A 16,331-nucleotide genomic window follows, 5' to 3' on the forward strand; every position below is an offset into this window, starting at 1 on the left:
CATCTGTGGCGTGTATTATGCGGATATAACAGCTAGGGAGAATCGCCATGCGTGTTGGTCTGTTGATTGCCTCTGTCGCCGTGCTTGCCGCCTGCAACCTCACCGCCAATGCCCAGCGCAACGACGCCGCGGCGAGCGATGCAAGCACGCGCCGGTCCTATACCGTCGCAAGCTTCGACGCCGTGTCGCTGGCCGGGCCGCATCAGGTGATCGTCACCGTCGGCGGCGCGCCCTCTGTGACCGCCGAAGGCGATGCCGACATGCTCGACAGCCTCGAGATCAAGGTCGAGGGCGGCGATCTCAAGATCGGCCAGAAGAAGGGCAATTGGAACTGGACCAACCGCCGTCCGGTCACCGTCCGCGTCACCGTCCCCTCCTTGAAGGCGGCCGCCATCGGCGGGTCGGGCGACATCCGCATTGACCGGGTCAATGGCGACAAGTTCACCGCCGCCATCGGGGGATCGGGCAATATCGACGTACAGCAGCTCAGCGTCGGCAGCGCCGATTTCTCAATCGCAGGATCGGGCGACATCAAGGCGGCCGGCAAGGCCAATTCGACGACCGTGTCGATCGCCGGATCGGGCGATGTGGAGATCGGGGGGCTGGAGAGCCGCGATTCGACGGTGTCGGTGGTCGGCTCCGGCAACGCCAGCGTCCGCGCGACCGGCGCCGCGTCCGTCTCCGTCATGGGGTCGGGCGACGTGCGCGTCGCGGGCGGCGGCCGCTGCGATGTCCGGAAGATGGGGTCCGGCAACGTTCATTGCGACGGCTGATCGCACCGCTTAGCGCTTGTTAACCATGAGGCGGCATGAGGAATGCATGAAGTTCCTCGCCGCCTTCCTTTTCGCGCTATTCGCCATCGCTCCGGCTCCAGCGGCGGAGCGGACCTACACGGTCACTGATTTCGACCGGATTTCCGTCGAGGGGCCTTATCGCGTCACCGTGACCACCGGTTCCGCCTCGCGTGCCAGGGCGACCGGCCCGTCGCTGGCGGCGCTTGACCGGCTGAGGCTCGATGTCGAAGGCGGCACCCTGCGTATCCGGACTGCCCGTGAAACCTGGACCGGGCCGGGAGCGAATGGCCCGGTCGAAATCAAGGTGACGACCCGGCAATTGCGCGCCGTGGCCCTCTCGGGCTCCGGGCACTTATCCGTCGCGGGCGCCAAGGGTCTGCACTTCGACCTCATCGTTTCCGGCAGCGGCACGGCGGATATTGGCGGCATCGCCGTCGACCGGTTGAATGTGGTCGTGATCGGCAGCGGAGCCGCACGGCTTTCGGGAACCGCCAAGCTGGCCGACGCGCGGGTCGAAGGATCGGCCGGATTCGATGCAGCCGGGCTGAATGTGGACGATCTGAAGATCGGAGCGGCGACGGCGGGCGAAATCACGGCTCTTGCCCGTCGCACCGCCAAGGTGGTGAGCCGGGGAAGCGGCGATATCAGGATCGGCGGCAGGCCCGCCTGCACGATCACCGCCGAAGGCGCCGGTCTCGTGACCTGCGGCGCGGCTTCGCGCTAGATCAGCGCCAGACCGGCGAGCTTTCCCGCCAGCATCGCGGGCAGGTCGGCGATGCCGTCGCCGCTCCCCAGATCGGCCGGCGCATCGGCGGCGGTGAGGTAACGCCAGCCCTGATGGGCGCGCTTCGGGCGGGCCTTAACCGGCACCAAGGAAGCATCGACGCGGATGATTGCCCGGCCTTCCTCCGTCTCAGCGAAGCCGAGGATTGTTTGGCGCGCGATCAGGCGATGCTTGATGATCCAGAATAGCGACCCGCCGATCAATTCTTCGGCACGCTTCGGCTTGTAGCGCGTGACCACTGAAACGATGCCGTTTTCTATCCGCGCCGCCTGCCGGGACCGCAGAGCGTCAAAGCCGCTGCAGGCGACTGCCACCTTGCTGATATGAAGGGGATTCATGTGCGGAAGATGACGCATTAGGGCTGATTTATCAATATCCTAGCGGACCAAGCCGGTGACAACGGCAAGGCCGAGGAAGGCGAGGAAGCCCATCGAATCGGTCGTCATCGTAACGAACACCGACGAGGCCACCGCCGGATCCTGATCGAGCCTTTCGAGAAGCACCGGCACCAGCACCCCGGCGAGCCCTGCGATCAGGATATTGATCAGCATCGCCGCGGCGATCACCGCCCCCAGCTGCGGATTGGAAAAGACCAAAGCCGCGCCGACGCCGACCAGCACGGCGATGGTGATGCCGTTCAGCAGCGCGACCGCGATCTCGCGCTTGATCGTGCGGATCGTGTTGGATTGGGTCAGCTGGTTCGTGGCGAGTGCGCGCACCGCCACCGCCATGGTCTGCGTGCCCGCATTACCGCCGATGGAGGCGACGATCGGCATCAATATGGCGAGCGCCACCATCTGCTCGATCGCCGCGCCGAACGCCGCGATGACGGCTGATGCCACGAGAGCCGTGAAAAGGTTGGCGATCAGCCAGCGGACGCGCGCCTGATAGCTGTCCCGTAGCGGCTGGTTGATGTCGCCTTCGCCCGCGCCGGACAGGAGAAGGACATCCTCGCCCGCTTCCTGCTGGATGATGTGGACGATGTCGTCGACGGTGATCATGCCGACCAGGCGCCCCGCATGATCGACGACGGCGGCCGAGATGAGCGCATATTTCTGGAAGCGCAGCGCGACCTCCTCCTGGTCCATGTCGACCGGAATCAGGGTCTGTTCGCGCTTCATCAGGTCCGACATCGGGATGTGGCGCGGCGTGCGCAGGATCCAGCTCAGCTGGATGGTGCCGACCGGATGATGCTGCGGATCGACGACGAAGACTTCCCAGAAATCGGTGGTGAGCCCTTCGGTGGCGCGCAGATAATCGATCACCTGGCCGACATTCCAATGTTCGGGCACCGCGATCAGGTCGCGCTGCATCAGGCGGCCGGCCGATTCCTCCGGGAAGGTCAGCGCTTCCTCGATCGCGGCGCGGTCGTCAGGGTCGAGCGCGCGGAGCACGGCGCGCTGCTCGTCCTCCTCCAGATCCTCGATCAGCGCGACGGCGTCGTCGGTTTCGAGCTGCCCGGCAATGTCGGCCACTTCGTGCGGCTCGAGCGCGTCGATCAGCTCCTCGCGGACCCAATCGTTCATTTCCGAGAAGACGTCGCCGTCGAGCAAGTCCGCGACGGCGGCGGCGAGCGCGCGGCGCTGTTCGGGCGAGACCAGTTCGAATAAGTCGGCGACGTCGGCGGGATGCAGCGGTTCGACCAGTTCGCGGGCACCCGCAGCATCGCCGGCCTCGACACGGTCGATGACATTGCGGACGAATTCGGGCTTCAGCCGGTCGTCCTCGTCGAGCTGCTCGGGGGGAAGGGGAGCGGTTTCGAATTCGCTGTCGCTCATCGTCCTCTCCCTATGCGCGTTACGGTTTCGCCCTCCTAGGCGCGGATTTCCGCCGTGTCGACCCAAGCGGGCTGGCATAACGGCCATTGCGCCCTTAAGTGCCAGCCGCACCCTTTTGGAGAAAATGACATGGCCGACGCGCAGCAGACCCTGACCCTCACTCTCGACAGCGGCGGCGACGTCGTCATTCGTCTCCGTCCCGATCTCGCGCCCGGCCATGTCGAGCGGATCACGACCCTCGCCAAGGACGGCTTCTACGACGGCGTGGTGTTCCACCGCGTGATCCCCGGCTTCATGGCGCAGGGCGGCGACCCGACCGGCACCGGCACGAGCGGCTCGGACCTTCCCGACCTCAAGGCCGAATTCAGCCGCGAGCCGCATGTGCGCGGCGTCTGTTCGATGGCGCGGACGTCCAATCCGAACAGCGCGAACAGCCAATTCTTCATCTGCTTCGACGATGCCCGCTTCCTCGACGGCCAATATACGGTCTGGGGCGAAGTGATCGAAGGCATGAACCATGTCGACGCGCTGCCGAAGGGCGAGCCGCCCGCCAATCCCGGCAAGATCATCAAGGCAACCGTCAGCGAATAAGCGCGTGGCGCGGCCGGTTACGCTCGTTACCGGCGCTTCGTCGGGCCTGGGCGCGGAATTCGCGCGCCAGTGCGCGGCGCGGGGCGACGAGCTGGTGCTGGCCGCGCGCCGCACGGACAGGCTGGAGGCGCTTGCCGCCGAGATCGGCGGACGCGTCCATGTCGTCCCCGCCGATCTGGCGGAACCGGACGGCGCGAAGATGCTGATGGAGAGGATCGCGGACGAAGGCCTGACCGTCTCTACCCTCGTCAACAATGCGGGCTTCGGCCTTAGCGGCGCCTTCGCGGCGCTGCCGCTCGACCGGCAGCGGGAGATGATCGATCTCAATGTCCAGGCGCTGACCGCGCTTTGCCATCGCGTTCTGCCGGAGATGCGCGCCCGGCGCGAGGGCGCGATCCTGAACGTCGCCTCGACCGGCGCTTTTCAGCCTGGGCCGCACATCGCGGTCTATTTCGCGACCAAGGCCTATGTCCTCTCTTTCACCGAGGCCCTTCATCAAGAGCTGAAGAACAGCGGCATCCATGTGACCGCCCTCTGTCCCGGCCCGACCCGGACCGAGTTCGCGCAAGTGGCGGGCGTGACGTCCAAGGCGTTCGATCGCTTTGCCGGATCGGCGCAAGATGTGGTTGCCGCAGGCCTGGCTGGACTGGCGCGCAATCGCGCGGTCGTCATTCCAGGCTTCACGAACAAGATCACGGCCCAGGCCGGCCGCTTCATACCCCGCGCGTTGATGCGGAGGATCGTCGCGCGGATCAAATTATAGAGGCGCCGCGCGCATTCTCGCCGCCGCTGAACAGCCAGTCGTGAAAGATGCGGACCGGACGCCGCGCCATGGCGGAGCGGCGGCAGGCGAACCAATAGCTGTAGGGACTGTCCACCGCGATGTCGAAAAGCTGAACGAGACGGGGATCTTCCGCGCCTTTCAAATGGCTTTCCAGCATGAAGGCGACGCCGAGGCCGCGCGCGGTAGCGTCGAGGATCAGATGGCCGGAATCGAAATGATCGATGGCGGCGGGCTGCAGGTTCGGCATGCCGATCGCCGCGCGCCAATAAGAGAATGTCTCAGGCAAATCCCGGTGCACGAAGATAGTGGCCGAGGCGAGCTGGGCGGGATGGACGAAGGCGCCCGGGCCCTCCGTCATCGCACGCGATCCGATCGCGACGATGCGATTGTTGTCGAGCCGCCGCGAGTAGAGATTGGGATCGATGTCCGATGTGACCAGCGCGATCACCGCGTCCAGCCCGTCGTCGAGGCGGGAAAGGAGCTGAGGCGCGGTGTCGATGTCGATATGCAGCTCCGGATGCAAGGCCCGCAATTCAGGGAGGCGCGGCATCAGCCGCTGCGCCGCGAAAAGCGGCAGCACGCCGAGGCGGAGGCGCATCAATTCGCCCGGGCTCATCGCCCGTTCCATGGCAAGCGCGAGGGCATCGATGGACGGCGCGATGTCCTGCAACAGGCGCTCGCCATCGGAATTGAGGGTCACCGCCTGATGGCGGCGGGTGAAAAGCGGACGGCCAAGGAAGCGTTCGAGGGCCTGGAGGCGGCGGCTGAGCGCCGGGGACGATAAGGATAAAGTCTCTGCGGCTGCTTTCACCGAACCAAGGCGCGCGACTTGGACGAAGGCTTCGATCGCCGTTAAAGGTGGGAGCCGCCTCATTTTGCAATCCTTGCAACATTGTGCACTGCACAACAGGTCCAGGCACGTTTTTCAGCCATGTCTGGCACTCTTATGCTTGCAATATTTGCAACCGTAACATGATTCTTCGCACTTGCACAATGAGTCGGCCGAACGGAAAAAGGATGTGCCTTTCAGGCATCCTCTCCTAAAGACTAACGGCCGGCTCCCTTTCGAGCCGGCCTTTTTTTGTTCCTGCGACGGACCCGGCGGATGGAAGCGCCGTTGAGGATTCCTATCTGCCATTCGGCAATAAAGGATCATCACATGGCAGACGAGGAATTACCCCCCAACCGGCTTCAGGTCGCGACGATGCGCCCAGACGATAGCGGTCGGGGATTGGCCCGGCTTCCCCGCACGATGATGACGGCGCTCGGCCTTGGCGAAGGCGACGTGATCGAGCTTGTCGGCAAGCGTTCGACGCCGGCGCGCGCCATCGGGCCCTATTCGGATGACGAAGGGCTGGACATCATCCGGCTCGACGGCCTGCAGCGGGCCAATGCGGAAATCGGCGCGGGCGATTTCGTGGGCATCCGCAAGGCTGAATCGAAGCCGGCCCAACGCGTCGTCTTCGCCCCCGCGCAGAAGAATTTGCGTCTTCAAGGTTCGGCCAACGCCTTGAAGCGCAGCTTTGGCATGCGCCCGGTGACGGCCGGGGATATCGTGGCAACGACCGGCCAGCAGCAAGTGCCCCGCGGCGATCTGCCCCCCGAATTGCGCCAGATGCTGAATGCCCCGGCTTATGCGCTGCAGGAAATCCGGCTGACCGTGGTGTCGACCATGCCCAAGGGCATCGTCCATATCGACGCCGATACCGAAGTCGAGCTGCGGCCCGAATATACCGAGGCCAAGGAAATGCGCCGCGCCGACGTCACCTATGACGACCTTGGCGGCATCGGCACGACGATCGATCAGCTTCGCGAGATGGTCGAGCTGCCGTTGCGCTATCCTGAAATCTTCGAGCGGCTGGGCGTCGATCCGCCCAAGGGCGTGCTGCTCCACGGCCCGCCCGGCACCGGCAAGACGCGGCTGGCGCGCGCCGTCGCCAATGAAAGCGACGCGGAATTCTTTCACATCGCCGGGCCGGAAATCATGGGATCGGCCTATGGCGAAAGCGAAAAACGCCTGCGCGAGATTTTCGAGCAGGCGGGCGAGGCGTCGCCTTCCATCATCTTCATCGACGAGATCGATTCCATCGCACCCAAGCGCGGACAAGTGTCGGGGGAAGCCGAAAAAAGGATCGTCGCGCAGCTCCTGACCCTCCTTGACGGCCTCGAACCGCGCCAGAACGTCATCGTCATGGCCGCGACCAACCGGCCCGAGGCGCTGGACGAAGCCTTGCGCCGTCCGGGCCGTTTCGACCGGGAGATCGTGATCGGAGTTCCCGACGAGCCGGGGCGGCGCGAGATCCTTGGCATCCACACACGCGGCATGCCGCTGAAACCGGAGGTCGATCTCGACGAGCTTTCCCGCAAGACTTTCGGCTTCGTCGGTGCCGATCTCGCCGCATTGGCTCGCGAGGCGGCGATCGAAGCGGTGCGGCGCATCATGCCGAAGATCAATCTCGAGGATGGCACGATCCCGCCCGAAGTGCTCGACACCTTGTCGGTCACCCGCAATGATTTCGAAGAAGCGCTGAAGCGCGTCCAGCCTTCGGCGATGCGCGAAGTGATGGTGCAGAAGCCGAATATACGCTGGGAGGATGTCGGCGGCCTCGCTCGCGTCCAGAACAGGTTGCGCGAGGGAGTCGAGCTGCCGCTGAAGGATCCCGACGCGTTCCGCCGCCTCGGCATCCGCCCGGCCAAGGGATTCCTGCTCTATGGCCCTCCCGGAACCGGCAAGACCTTGCTCGCCAAGGCGGCGGCGCGCGAGGCGGAGGCGAATTTCATCGCGACCAAATCGTCGGATCTCCTGTCCAAATGGTATGGCGAGAGCGAGCAGCAGATCGCCCGCCTCTTCGCCCGCGCGCGGCAGGTGGCGCCGACGGTCATCTTCATCGACGAACTGGACAGCCTGGTGCCCGCCCGCGGCGGCGGGCTTGGCGAGCCGCAGGTGACGGAGCGTGTGGTGAACATCATATTGTCCGAAATGGACGGGCTGGAGGAATTACAGTCGGTGGTCGTGATCGGCGCGACCAACCGGCCGAACCTCATCGATCCGGCGCTGTTGCGCCCAGGGCGGTTCGACGAGCTGATCTATGTGCCGGTTCCCGATGAGGAAGGACGGCGCCATATCCTCTCCATCCACGCCCGCAACATGCCGCTGGCGGGCGATGTCGATTTGGATGATCTCGCCCGCCGCACGCCGCGTTTCACCGGTGCCGACTTGGAAGATCTGGTCCGCCGCGCGGGCCTCCATGCCCTCCGTGCCAATTTGAAGGCGGGCGAAGTGACCAAGGCGGATTTCGAACAGGCGCTGACCGAAACGCGGCCGTCCGTGACGGCGGAAATGGAAAAGGATTACGAACGGGTCGAGGCGAATATCAAGCAGGATGCGATTGCGGGCGGCATCGGCTTCGTGTTGCCCGGCATGCTCAATTCGCGCCGCGCGGAGAAACATGAAGATTGACGCTGGCCCAGATCGCCAGGCCGAGCATCAGCGCCGCGACGATCAGGAAGGGTAGCGGCATGGCGAGGCCGTAAAGGCCGACACCGATGGCGGGCGCGGCGATATAAGCGACCCCGTTCACGGACGTCACCATGCCGGCGACCGCATTCTGCTCGTCCGGCGCGACGGCGAACGATGCGCCGCTGGTAAAGCCGGGGCGGAGCAGGCCGAACGCCATGGAAGACAAAGCGAAGCTCAATGTCAGGCCGTAAATACCGGTGGCGAGGCCCGTTCCCAGAGCGCCCGCCGCCGCCAGCAACGCGCCCCAGACGATCAGCGCGCGGGGCGAAAAATGAAGTTGCGGGATCAGCCACCACTGGGCGAGCAGAGTCGCCGCGGCTCCCGACATCAGCACGACGGCGATGGATTGCTGGGCATGGGCGACCGGCACCTGCAGGCGGTCGATGATCAGGAAGCCGATGACGCCCAGCATCGCCGCCTGACCGTGGCCGCCGATAATTCCCGCGATCAGCCAGCGAAAGACGCGGCGGTCGCGCCAGTGGAGCGGGCGGCGTGCTTCGGCGTGCATCAGCCCCGCGCCGCCGCCGCCGCCGATTGACGGTTCCTCGACCAGCTGCCCGTGCGCGGGGCGGTGAGGTGTATCGTCGGGCAGGCGCAGGATGATTGCGGCGAGCACCAGGGCGCCGATGATCGCGAAGACGACGAGGGGGCCAGCGAGTCCCAAAGGTTCGAAGATGAAGAGCGGCGCGACCGCCGGGCCGATGATGGTGCCGAGGCCGAACGAGGAAGCGATCGCGGCGAGAGCGTTGGTGCGTTGCGCCCCTTCGGTGCGGGCGGCGATATAGGCTTGAACGGCGGGCGGCGCCGCCGATCCGAAACCGCCGTAGAAAGAGCGCCCGAAAATGAAGAGCGCGAAAACGGCGATCGGCGGCACCAGATGATGAATGCCAGCCGCCAGCGCCGCGCCGCAAACCAGCATCGCGGCTATGAACCCCCAGAGGCCGAGGCGCATCAGCGCGCGGCGACCGCGCCGGTCCGCCTGCCGCGCCCAATGAGGCGCGGTGATCACCCACAGCAAAGCCGACAGGCTGAAAGCGAAGGCGATCAGAATGTCCGCAAGGCCGAGCCGGCGGCCGATGGCGGGCATCAGCGATTGCATGGCGGTATTGCCCCCGGCCGCGACCAGCATCACGGCGAACAAGAGGGCGAACCGCTCTTTTCCCAATCCGGATAGGCCCATTCGCTTAGCCTTTCCCACCCTGCGGCGCACCGCGTCCCGGAAACAGGCCGTTCCGTCCCGCCGCGCAAACGCGTCACGTCCCGCCCTTGCCATCGGGGCGTTCATTTGCCAACGCTAACCGTTCGTTTCTTTTTTGGGGTTGATGATGACATTTTCGGCCGAACATGCACGTGATGGCGCGATCAAGCGCTCCGGCCTCGGCAGCCCGCGCTTTCAATTTCTAAAGGGCTTTCTGAAGCATCCGGTGATGGTGGGCTCGATCATCCCGTCTTCGAAGGTGCTGATCGACAAGATGCTCGACCCCGTCGATTGGGCGAATTGCAAATTGTTCGTCGAATATGGACCGGGCGTCGGCACCTTCACCCAGCATATTCTCGACCGGCTCGCGCCCGACGCGACCCTGCTCACCATCGACACCAATGCCGATTTCACGACCTATCTCAACGCCAAGTTCACCGACGGGCGGCTGGAGGCGGTGACCGGATCGGCGGCGGACGTGGGCAAGATCATTGCCGAGCGCGGCTTTGCCCATGCCGACTATATCTTGTCCGGTCTTCCCTTTTCCACGCTGCCGCCCGGCATCGGCCCCAAGATCGCGGAGGAAACCGCGGCGGCATTGCGTCCGGGCGGCGCTTTCCTCGTCTACCAATTCTCGCCCAAGGTGCGCGATTTCATCGCGCCGCATTTCGAGCGCATCGATCGCGGCTTCGAATGGTTTAACGTGCCGCCCGCGACCTTGTTCTGGGCTTGGAAGGAATGACCTTTCGTGCTCCTGCGAAAGCAGGAGCCCAGGTGAAGCGCCCGGTGCCGCTGGGTTCCTGCTTTCGCAGGAACACTATCACCGCCCCTCCAGCCCGAAATTGAGGCGGCGGGAGAGGTTATAGTCCATCGTCGCGACGAGGAAGTAAGCGACGCTCCACACGAAACGGTTCCACCAGCTTCGCCGCGCGCGATGCTCGGCGCGCGTGATGGGGCGGCTGTCGGCGATCTCGCCGTCGGCATAAGCGCGCATCCGCGCGGCGAATTCGGCGCTTTCGACACGCAGCATCAACTCGAGATTGAGGTAAAGGCTGCGCATGTCGAAATTGGCCGAACCGATGTGGACGACATCGTCGACCACGATCAGCTTGGTGTGCAGCTTCGTCGGCTGATATTCATAGACTTCGACGCCGTGCCTCAGCAGCCGCCAATAAGTGTGACGCGCCGCGCCGATCGTCGCCCGATTGTCGGACTTGGACGCGGTGACGATCCGCGCCGCGCCGCGCCGCGCGATGCCGTAGATGCGCCGGAGCATGCCGCGGCTGGGCGCGAAATAGGCGGCGATCATGTCGAGCCGGGTGGCGCGAAGCATGTCGCGCTTCAAGGTCCGCGCCCAAGGGCTGAGCCGCCGCGTCGGCCCGCCGAACTGCCACCGGAGAATGCCGTCGCGCTGGCTATGCCGGTTGAGCACCGCCCGCAATTCCCGCATCCGCGCGCCGCGCCGTCGCGCCCAGGCGAAGAGGGCGTCGAAATAATCTTCGAGCGAGCGGACGCTCGGACCTTCGACCTGAAGCCCCAGATCACGCCAGCTATTGTCGGTCTTGTCGAAATAATCGTCGGACACGTTGAAGCCGCCGATCAGCACGGTCTTGCCGTCGGCGAGCGCGAGCTTTTGGTGATTGCGCAACAGATAGCGCCGGCCCCAGCGCGGGGTGAAGCGGCAAAAGCCGCATTCGCTCTCGATCAGCGGCCTGAAGAAGGCGTCGCCGACATCGTCGCTGCCGAAACCGTCGATCAAGATGTCGACCTTAACCCCGCGCGCGCAGGCGGCAAGCAGCGCATCCCGCACCCGCCGTCCCGCCGCATCGTCCTTGAAGATATAATAGAGGATGCGAAGCGAGGTCCGCGCCGAGTCGATCAGCTTCACCAGCGCGTCCAGCCGCTCCAATCCGTCCGCTAAAAGCGTCAGCCGGTTGCCGTCGACCGTCAACGGTGCGGAAAGAGCGGAAATCTGGGGATTCAGCACGGCCATGTTCCCCGATGTATGCCCCCCATCCTCATGCGCAACCCTCCGAAAATCTTGACAACTCGGCCGTCCGCGCCTAGATCGCAGCCTTTCCCATCCAGCTTCTGGCTAGTGTTTGGAGCAGCTTTCATGGCGCGCGTTACCGTCGAAGATTGTGTCGACAAGATTCCGAACCGTTTCGATCTCGTTTTGCTGTCGGCTCAGCGGGCCCGGCAGATTTCGGGCGGCGCGGAGCTGACGCTCGATCGTGACCGGGACAAGAATCCGGTTGTCGCCCTGCGCGAAATCGCGGAGCAGACGGTGAAGCCGAAGCATCTGGAAGAAGCGCTCGTGTCCGGCTTGCAGCGCGTCCAGATCGATGAGGACGAGGCGCCGGACGAAGTCGGCTCGCTCGCCGCGTCGGCCGAGGCGCTGCGCCTGACCGCCGCCGCGCCGCCGCGCAACACCAACCTCGCCGGCGATTACGAATAAGGCGGACGGCCGCTTATGGCCGGCCCCGCCTTCGCGATCTTCGACACGCCGATCGGCGCTTGCGGCATCGTCTGGAAAGACGGTGCCGTTGTCGCGACTGCGCTTCCCGAAACGGATGAAGCGGCGCTCGTCTGCGCTTTGACGCGCCGTGTGCCCGGCGCAATGCGGGGCGACATGCCGCTTCCCGTCGCCGAGCTTGCCGAGACGATCATTACGCATTTGTCCGGCGGCGCGATCGATTACGATCTTTCCATTCTGGATTTCAGCGCAGTCGAGCCGTTTGAAAAGGCCGTCTACGACGCCACCTTCGCCATTCCGCGCGGCGAAACCCGCACGTACGGCGCTCTTGGAGCGGCGATCGGCCAACCCGGCGCCGCGCGCGCCATCGGCCGGGCGCTTGGGCGCAATCCCTTTCCCATCGTCATTCCCTGTCATCGCATTCTCGCGGCGGGGGGGCGCAGCGGCGGCTTTTCCGCGCCGGGTGGCGCGGCGACCAAGATGCGGCTCCTCGATATCGAAGGCGCGCGGCGGGAGGGCGAGGAGGCTGGGCTTTTCGATGCGCTGCCTTGGGCGCTCAAAGCGTCGTGACCTTTCCGCTGCCCACCGCCATGCGTCTGGCGCTCGACGCCGCCGGGGAAGCCGCACGTGAAGGCGAGGTTCCGGTCGGCGCGGTGGTGATGCGCGGTGAAGAGGTCATCGCGGTAACCCGCAATGCGATGCGCGGCGTCAGCGACCCCACCGCGCACGCCGAAATGGTGGCGCTGCGGCTGGCGGCGGAGCGGCTTGGCACCTCCCGGCTTGACGCGTGCGACCTGTGGGTGAGCCTGGAGCCGTGCGCGATGTGCGCCGGCGCCATCGCCTTGGCGCGCATCCGCCGCCTCTATTTCGCCGCGTCCGACCCCAAGGGCGGCGCGGTGCTGCACGGACCGAGGCTGTTCGCGCAGCCGACCTGTCACCATGCGCCGGAAGTTTATTCCGGTATCGGCGAGGAGGAAGCCGCCGCGCAGTTGCGCGCTTTTTTTGCGACGCGACGGGATTAGTTTCCGCTTTTGCCGCAAGCACGTCACCCCGGCGAAAGCCGGGGTCTCAGGACAAGAAGGCATTTTTCTTGTCATGAGATTCCCGCTTTCGCCGGAATGACGGCAAACGATGGCAGGTTCAGCCTGCCGTGTTCGTGACCGGAACGACGCGGATTTCGACGCGGCGATTGGCCTGCTTGCCCGCTTCGGTCGTATTGTCCGCGATCGGACGGCTGGAGCCGAAGCCTTGGGTCGCGATCCGGGCCGGATTGACGCCGCGCGAGATGAGGTAGTTGGCGACCGACTGGGCACGGTTCTGCGACAGCGGGATGTTGATCGCGTCGCCGCCGGTGGAATCGGTGTGGCCGTAGACGTCGATATAGGTGGACGGGAAATCGGCGAGCGTCCGGGCGACTTCATCCAGGGTGGCCTGAAATTGCGGCTGGATCGCATAGCTGTTGGTCGCGAAGGTCACGCCCGACGGCATGCGCAGCAGCAGTTCGTCGCCGACGCGGTCGACCTCGACGCCCGACCCTGCGGTCTGCTCGCGAATGCGCTGTTCCTGACGGTCCATATAGGCGCCGATGCCCGCGCCCGCGATGGCGCCGATGCCGGCCCCGACGATCCGTTCGGTGCGGTCGTTGCGGCCGCCGATCAGGTCGCCCGCCAGATAGCCCGCGATGACGCCGAGCCCGCCGCCGATAGCGGCCTTGGAAATCGTGCGTTCGCCGGTCACCGGATCGGTGACGCAGGCGGCGGTCGTCGCCAACAGGGCGGCGGACAGGGAAATGGCGGTCAGGCGTTTGGAAATGCCCATGAAAATCGTTCCTTTCCGAACAGGATGAGGGAGATAGGAGGTTCAACCGCCGGACGGCGGGGCTTGTTCCGCACCCTCAAGGACCGCGCGGATGACGATCCGGTTGCCGACGAAGCCGATAAGACGCTAAGGAAGGCTGCTCATCATGCCGCCCACGCAGCCTTCCCTGACCCCCTTTCCCTGGATCGACGTCGCCATCATCATCGGCCTCGTCGTCCTGAACGGCCTGTTCGCCATGTCCGAGCTCGCCATTGTGTCCGCGCGGACGCAGCGCCTGAAGGCGATGGCGAAGAACAGGAAGGCGGGCGCGCAGACGGCGCTCGATCTGGCGGGCGATCCCGGGCGGTTCCTCTCCACCGTGCAGATCGGCATCACCCTGATCGGCATTCTCGCGGGCGCCTATTCGGGCGCGAGCCTCGGCGGCCCGGTGGGCGAGCGGCTGATGCTTCTCGGCCTCGACGCGGAAACGGCGCAGACGGCGGGCTTCACGCTCGTCATCGTGCTCACCACTTATGCCTCGCTCATCATCGGCGAACTCGTCCCAAAGCAATTCGCCCTGCGCTCGCCCGAAGCGATCGCCTGCGTCGTCGCCGTGCCGATGCTGTGGATGGCCCGCGCCACCGCCCCGTTCGTATGGCTTCTCGACCGGACCAGCGCGCTCATCTTCGGGCTGCTCGGCATGACGCGGGACACCAGCGATCATGTGACGGCGGAAGAACTGCACCTCGTCGTCGCCGAAGCGCATAGCGCGGGCGTGCTGGAGGAGAATGAACGGGCGATCATCTCCGGCGTCGTGCGCCTCGCCGACCGTCCGACTCGCGAGGTTATGACGCCGCGCACCGACGTCGACTGGATCGACGCCGACGCGCCGCCGCAGGCCGTCCGCGACCGCTTCCTCGAAACGCCCCACAGCCGCCTGGTCGTGGCCGAGGGGTCGGTCGACAAGGTCGTGGGCGTTGTCCAGGCCCGCGACGTTGCCGTGGCGCTCATCGAAGGCGCGCCGCTCGCGCTGCGTGCGCTGATGCGGAGCGCGCCGATCGTTTCCGATCAGATGGGGGCGATGGACACCCTCGCCGTGCTGCAATCGGCGGACGTGCCGATCGCCTTCGTCCACGACGAATATGGCCATCTCGACGGCATCGTCACGCCGTCCGACCTGCTCGCCGCGCTCGCGGGGAATTTCGCATCCGACCTCGACGTCGATACCGATCCGCCGCTCGTCGAGCGGGAGGACGGCAGCTGGCTGATTTCAGGTTCGGCTTCCGCCGACATGCTGACCGACCGGCTCGGCATCGCGCTTCCCGAGGAGCGGGATTATGCCACCGTCGCCGGCTTCGCCTTGTCGATCCTGAAGCACCTCCCCGAAACCGGCGAAGTCTTCCGTTATGCCGGCTGGACGTTCGAAATCGCCGACCTCGACGGCCGCAAGATCGACAAGCTGATCGCGAGCGATAAGCGGCGCTAGCTCCTCTCCTGTTACCTCCCAATGTCATTCCCGCGAAGGCGGGAATCCAGAAGATCTCTCTACTAACTCAAACACCGCCTGGACTCCCGCCTTCGCGGGAATGACATTGGAGAAAGCGAGGCCTAGAGCGCTCCGCCGAGCTTCCCGAACTTCGCCTCGAACCCGTCCGTGTCGCCGCGCGCCAGATAATGCGCCTGGTCGACGATGCGGTCGCGGACGATGCGGCCCGAAAAGGCGCCGAGCTTCGCGTCCAGAGCCTCGATCTCGCCCGGGCTCAACGCCGCGATCTGCGCGAATCGGGTGATGCCGTTCTGGTTGAGCAAAGCCGCGAATTTGGGGCCGACGCCCTTCATGGTCTGCAAATTGTCGGGCGGCCCTTCGGCGCCGGGCAGCTCGCGATGCGCCTCCACGCCCATGAACTGGCTGGCGACATCGGTGGTCGCGGCCGCGCCCTCGTCGAGCAGGCCATTGCCTTCGCGCGTGTCCGCGACGCGGGGGGACGGGGCGGCGGCGGCAATCGGCTCGGCGGCCATTTCGCGCCGGTCGATGGCGGCGGGCTTGCGCCTCCGGAACAGGAGCAAGGCGATCACCAGCCCGATGGCGAGCGCGATCAGGATGGGAATGAGGTTCGTTTCTGCGACTGCGGTCATGAACGGTCCTTATCCGTTGCGAGGGTCAAAAGAAGCCTTCCCGCTCGCGCGGGCGGAAGAGGAGCCAGCCTAGGCCGAGGCCGGCGAGATAGGCGATCGCCATCCAGATCCATAGCTCGGCAAGGAGGGGGAGGGCGAACGGACGCTTCCCTTCGTCGGTCCAGCCGATGCCGGACACGCCTTCGATCTCGCCGACCAGATCGTTGATGCCTTTGAGCTCGCCTTGACCCTCACGCTGGAAGGCGTCGGCCGGGCCGGAAAGGGTGGCATGGCGGGTCAGCGGATCATGGCCGAGGGCGACGGAAACGCCCGGCACCCCGGTTTCCGCGACGACGGCCCGCGCCTTCTGCTCGAGCGCGGCGACATAAGCCTCGCCATGTCCCAGCGGGCCGTGATGCAGCCAGCCGACGAGCAGCACCGCGAGCAGACCGATCAGGATCTTCAGCCAGTTGCGCATCGCTTGTCTCCCTTTT

18 protein-coding genes are annotated in these 16,331 nt (G+C 65.5%); 10 read left to right on the forward strand and 8 right to left on the reverse strand.

The genetic code is table 11. The features are described from left to right. The first annotated feature begins 47 nt into the window (after positions 1-47). Both IC614_RS10215 and IC614_RS10220 read left to right on the forward strand, forming a co-directional pair. Positions 48-773, forward strand: coding sequence for a head GIN domain-containing protein (locus IC614_RS10215; protein WP_200971299.1), 726 nt, complete (start codon positions 48-50; stop codon positions 771-773). Between the two features lie 46 nt (positions 774-819). Beyond that, positions 820-1,518, forward strand: a complete 699-nt coding sequence (locus tag IC614_RS10220; RefSeq protein ID WP_200971301.1) for a head GIN domain-containing protein — start codon at positions 820-822, stop codon at positions 1,516-1,518. Here the strand turns inward: IC614_RS10220 and IC614_RS10225 are convergent. Together IC614_RS10225 and mgtE are read right to left on the reverse strand one after the other, a co-directional pair. Continuing rightward, positions 1,515-1,916 carry a DUF1489 family protein gene (locus tag IC614_RS10225; RefSeq protein ID WP_200971302.1) on the reverse strand — a complete coding sequence of 134 codons (402 nt, stop codon included), beginning with the start codon at positions 1,914-1,916 and terminating at the stop codon, positions 1,515-1,517. The genes IC614_RS10220 and IC614_RS10225 overlap by 4 nt on opposite strands. Positions 1,917-1,955: 39 nt before the next feature. After that, positions 1,956-3,356: a magnesium transporter gene (gene mgtE / locus IC614_RS10230; protein ID WP_200971304.1), complete on the reverse strand. Its 1,401-nt coding sequence runs from the start codon at positions 3,354-3,356 to the stop codon at positions 1,956-1,958. 129 nt (positions 3,357-3,485) lie between these two features. Here mgtE and IC614_RS10235 point away from each other — a divergent pair, with 129 nt between their 5' ends. Both IC614_RS10235 and IC614_RS10240 read left to right on the forward strand, forming a co-directional pair. Continuing rightward, positions 3,486-3,947, forward strand: a complete 462-nt coding sequence (locus IC614_RS10235; RefSeq protein WP_200971306.1) for a peptidylprolyl isomerase — start codon at positions 3,486-3,488, stop codon at positions 3,945-3,947. A 4-nt stretch (positions 3,948-3,951) separates the two neighbouring features. Then, positions 3,952-4,710 (forward strand): SDR family NAD(P)-dependent oxidoreductase, encoded by a 759-nt coding sequence (locus IC614_RS10240; RefSeq protein WP_200971308.1) that lies wholly within the window; start codon positions 3,952-3,954, stop codon positions 4,708-4,710. Here IC614_RS10240 and IC614_RS10245 read toward each other — a convergent pair. After that, positions 4,700-5,605 carry a LysR substrate-binding domain-containing protein gene (locus tag IC614_RS10245; protein ID WP_200971310.1) on the reverse strand — a complete coding sequence of 302 codons (906 nt, stop codon included), beginning with the start codon at positions 5,603-5,605 and terminating at the stop codon, positions 4,700-4,702. The two genes, IC614_RS10240 and IC614_RS10245, sit on opposite strands and share 11 nt — an antisense overlap. A 285-nt stretch (positions 5,606-5,890) precedes the next feature. Between IC614_RS10245 and IC614_RS10250 the strand changes: the two genes are divergently transcribed. Next, positions 5,891-8,191 (forward strand): CDC48 family AAA ATPase, encoded by a 2,301-nt coding sequence (locus IC614_RS10250; RefSeq protein ID WP_200971312.1) that lies wholly within the window; start codon positions 5,891-5,893, stop codon positions 8,189-8,191. On the opposite strand, the gene IC614_RS10255 is transcribed toward IC614_RS10250, so the two are convergent. Next, on the reverse strand, positions 8,157-9,431 hold the full coding sequence (locus IC614_RS10255) for an MFS transporter (RefSeq protein WP_200971314.1): 1,275 nt from the start codon (positions 9,429-9,431) through the stop codon (positions 8,157-8,159). The two genes, IC614_RS10250 and IC614_RS10255, sit on opposite strands and share 35 nt — an antisense overlap. Before the next feature lie 145 nt (positions 9,432-9,576). On the opposite strand from IC614_RS10255, the gene IC614_RS10260 reads away from it, so the two are divergent. Beyond that, entirely contained in the window at positions 9,577-10,191 is a 615-nt protein-coding gene (locus IC614_RS10260; RefSeq protein ID WP_200973196.1) for a class I SAM-dependent methyltransferase, read from the forward strand. Between the two features lie 78 nt (positions 10,192-10,269). Here the strand turns inward: IC614_RS10260 and IC614_RS10265 are convergent, their stop codons facing one another. Next, positions 10,270-11,442, reverse strand: a complete 1,173-nt coding sequence (locus IC614_RS10265) for a phospholipase D-like domain-containing protein (protein WP_200971315.1) — start codon at positions 11,440-11,442, stop codon at positions 10,270-10,272. Between the two features lie 123 nt (positions 11,443-11,565). Here IC614_RS10265 and rpoZ point away from each other — a divergent pair, with 123 nt between their 5' ends. From rpoZ to IC614_RS10280, 3 genes are read left to right on the forward strand one after another with little or no spacing between them, the layout of a single operon-like run. Then, positions 11,566-11,907 (forward strand): DNA-directed RNA polymerase subunit omega, encoded by a 342-nt coding sequence (rpoZ, locus tag IC614_RS10270; RefSeq protein ID WP_200971316.1) that lies wholly within the window; start codon positions 11,566-11,568, stop codon positions 11,905-11,907. A 15-nt stretch (positions 11,908-11,922) separates the two neighbouring features. Continuing rightward, positions 11,923-12,495 carry a methylated-DNA--[protein]-cysteine S-methyltransferase gene (locus IC614_RS10275; RefSeq protein WP_200971317.1) on the forward strand — a complete coding sequence of 191 codons (573 nt, stop codon included), beginning with the start codon at positions 11,923-11,925 and terminating at the stop codon, positions 12,493-12,495. A 20-nt stretch (positions 12,496-12,515) separates the two neighbouring features. Further along, positions 12,516-12,947 (forward strand): nucleoside deaminase, encoded by a 432-nt coding sequence (locus tag IC614_RS10280; RefSeq protein ID WP_200973197.1) that lies wholly within the window; start codon positions 12,516-12,518, stop codon positions 12,945-12,947. A gap of 118 nt (positions 12,948-13,065) precedes the next feature. On the opposite strand, the gene IC614_RS10285 is transcribed toward IC614_RS10280, so the two are convergent. Further along, the gene (locus tag IC614_RS10285) at positions 13,066-13,743 is read right to left on the reverse strand and encodes an OmpA family protein (RefSeq protein ID WP_200971319.1); all 678 of its coding nucleotides are present in this window, start codon (positions 13,741-13,743) and stop codon (positions 13,066-13,068) included. 145 nt (positions 13,744-13,888) lie between these two features. Here IC614_RS10285 and IC614_RS10290 point away from each other — a divergent pair, with 145 nt between their 5' ends. Further along, positions 13,889-15,208, forward strand: a complete 1,320-nt coding sequence (locus IC614_RS10290) for a hemolysin family protein (protein WP_200971320.1) — start codon at positions 13,889-13,891, stop codon at positions 15,206-15,208. 122 nt (positions 15,209-15,330) lie between these two features. On the opposite strand, the gene IC614_RS10295 is transcribed toward IC614_RS10290, so the two are convergent. Together IC614_RS10295 and IC614_RS10300 are read right to left on the reverse strand one after the other, a co-directional pair. Beyond that, positions 15,331-15,858 (reverse strand): hypothetical protein, encoded by a 528-nt coding sequence (locus IC614_RS10295; RefSeq protein WP_200971321.1) that lies wholly within the window; start codon positions 15,856-15,858, stop codon positions 15,331-15,333. Positions 15,859-15,883: 25 nt separating this feature from the next. Next, positions 15,884-16,315, reverse strand: coding sequence for a hypothetical protein (locus IC614_RS10300; RefSeq protein WP_200971322.1), 432 nt, complete (start codon positions 16,313-16,315; stop codon positions 15,884-15,886). Positions 16,316-16,331: the final 16 nt, after the last annotated feature.

Source organism: Sphingosinicella flava, assembly GCF_016025255.1.
Taxonomy (GTDB): Bacteria; Pseudomonadota; Alphaproteobacteria; order Sphingomonadales; family Sphingomonadaceae; genus Allosphingosinicella; species Allosphingosinicella flava.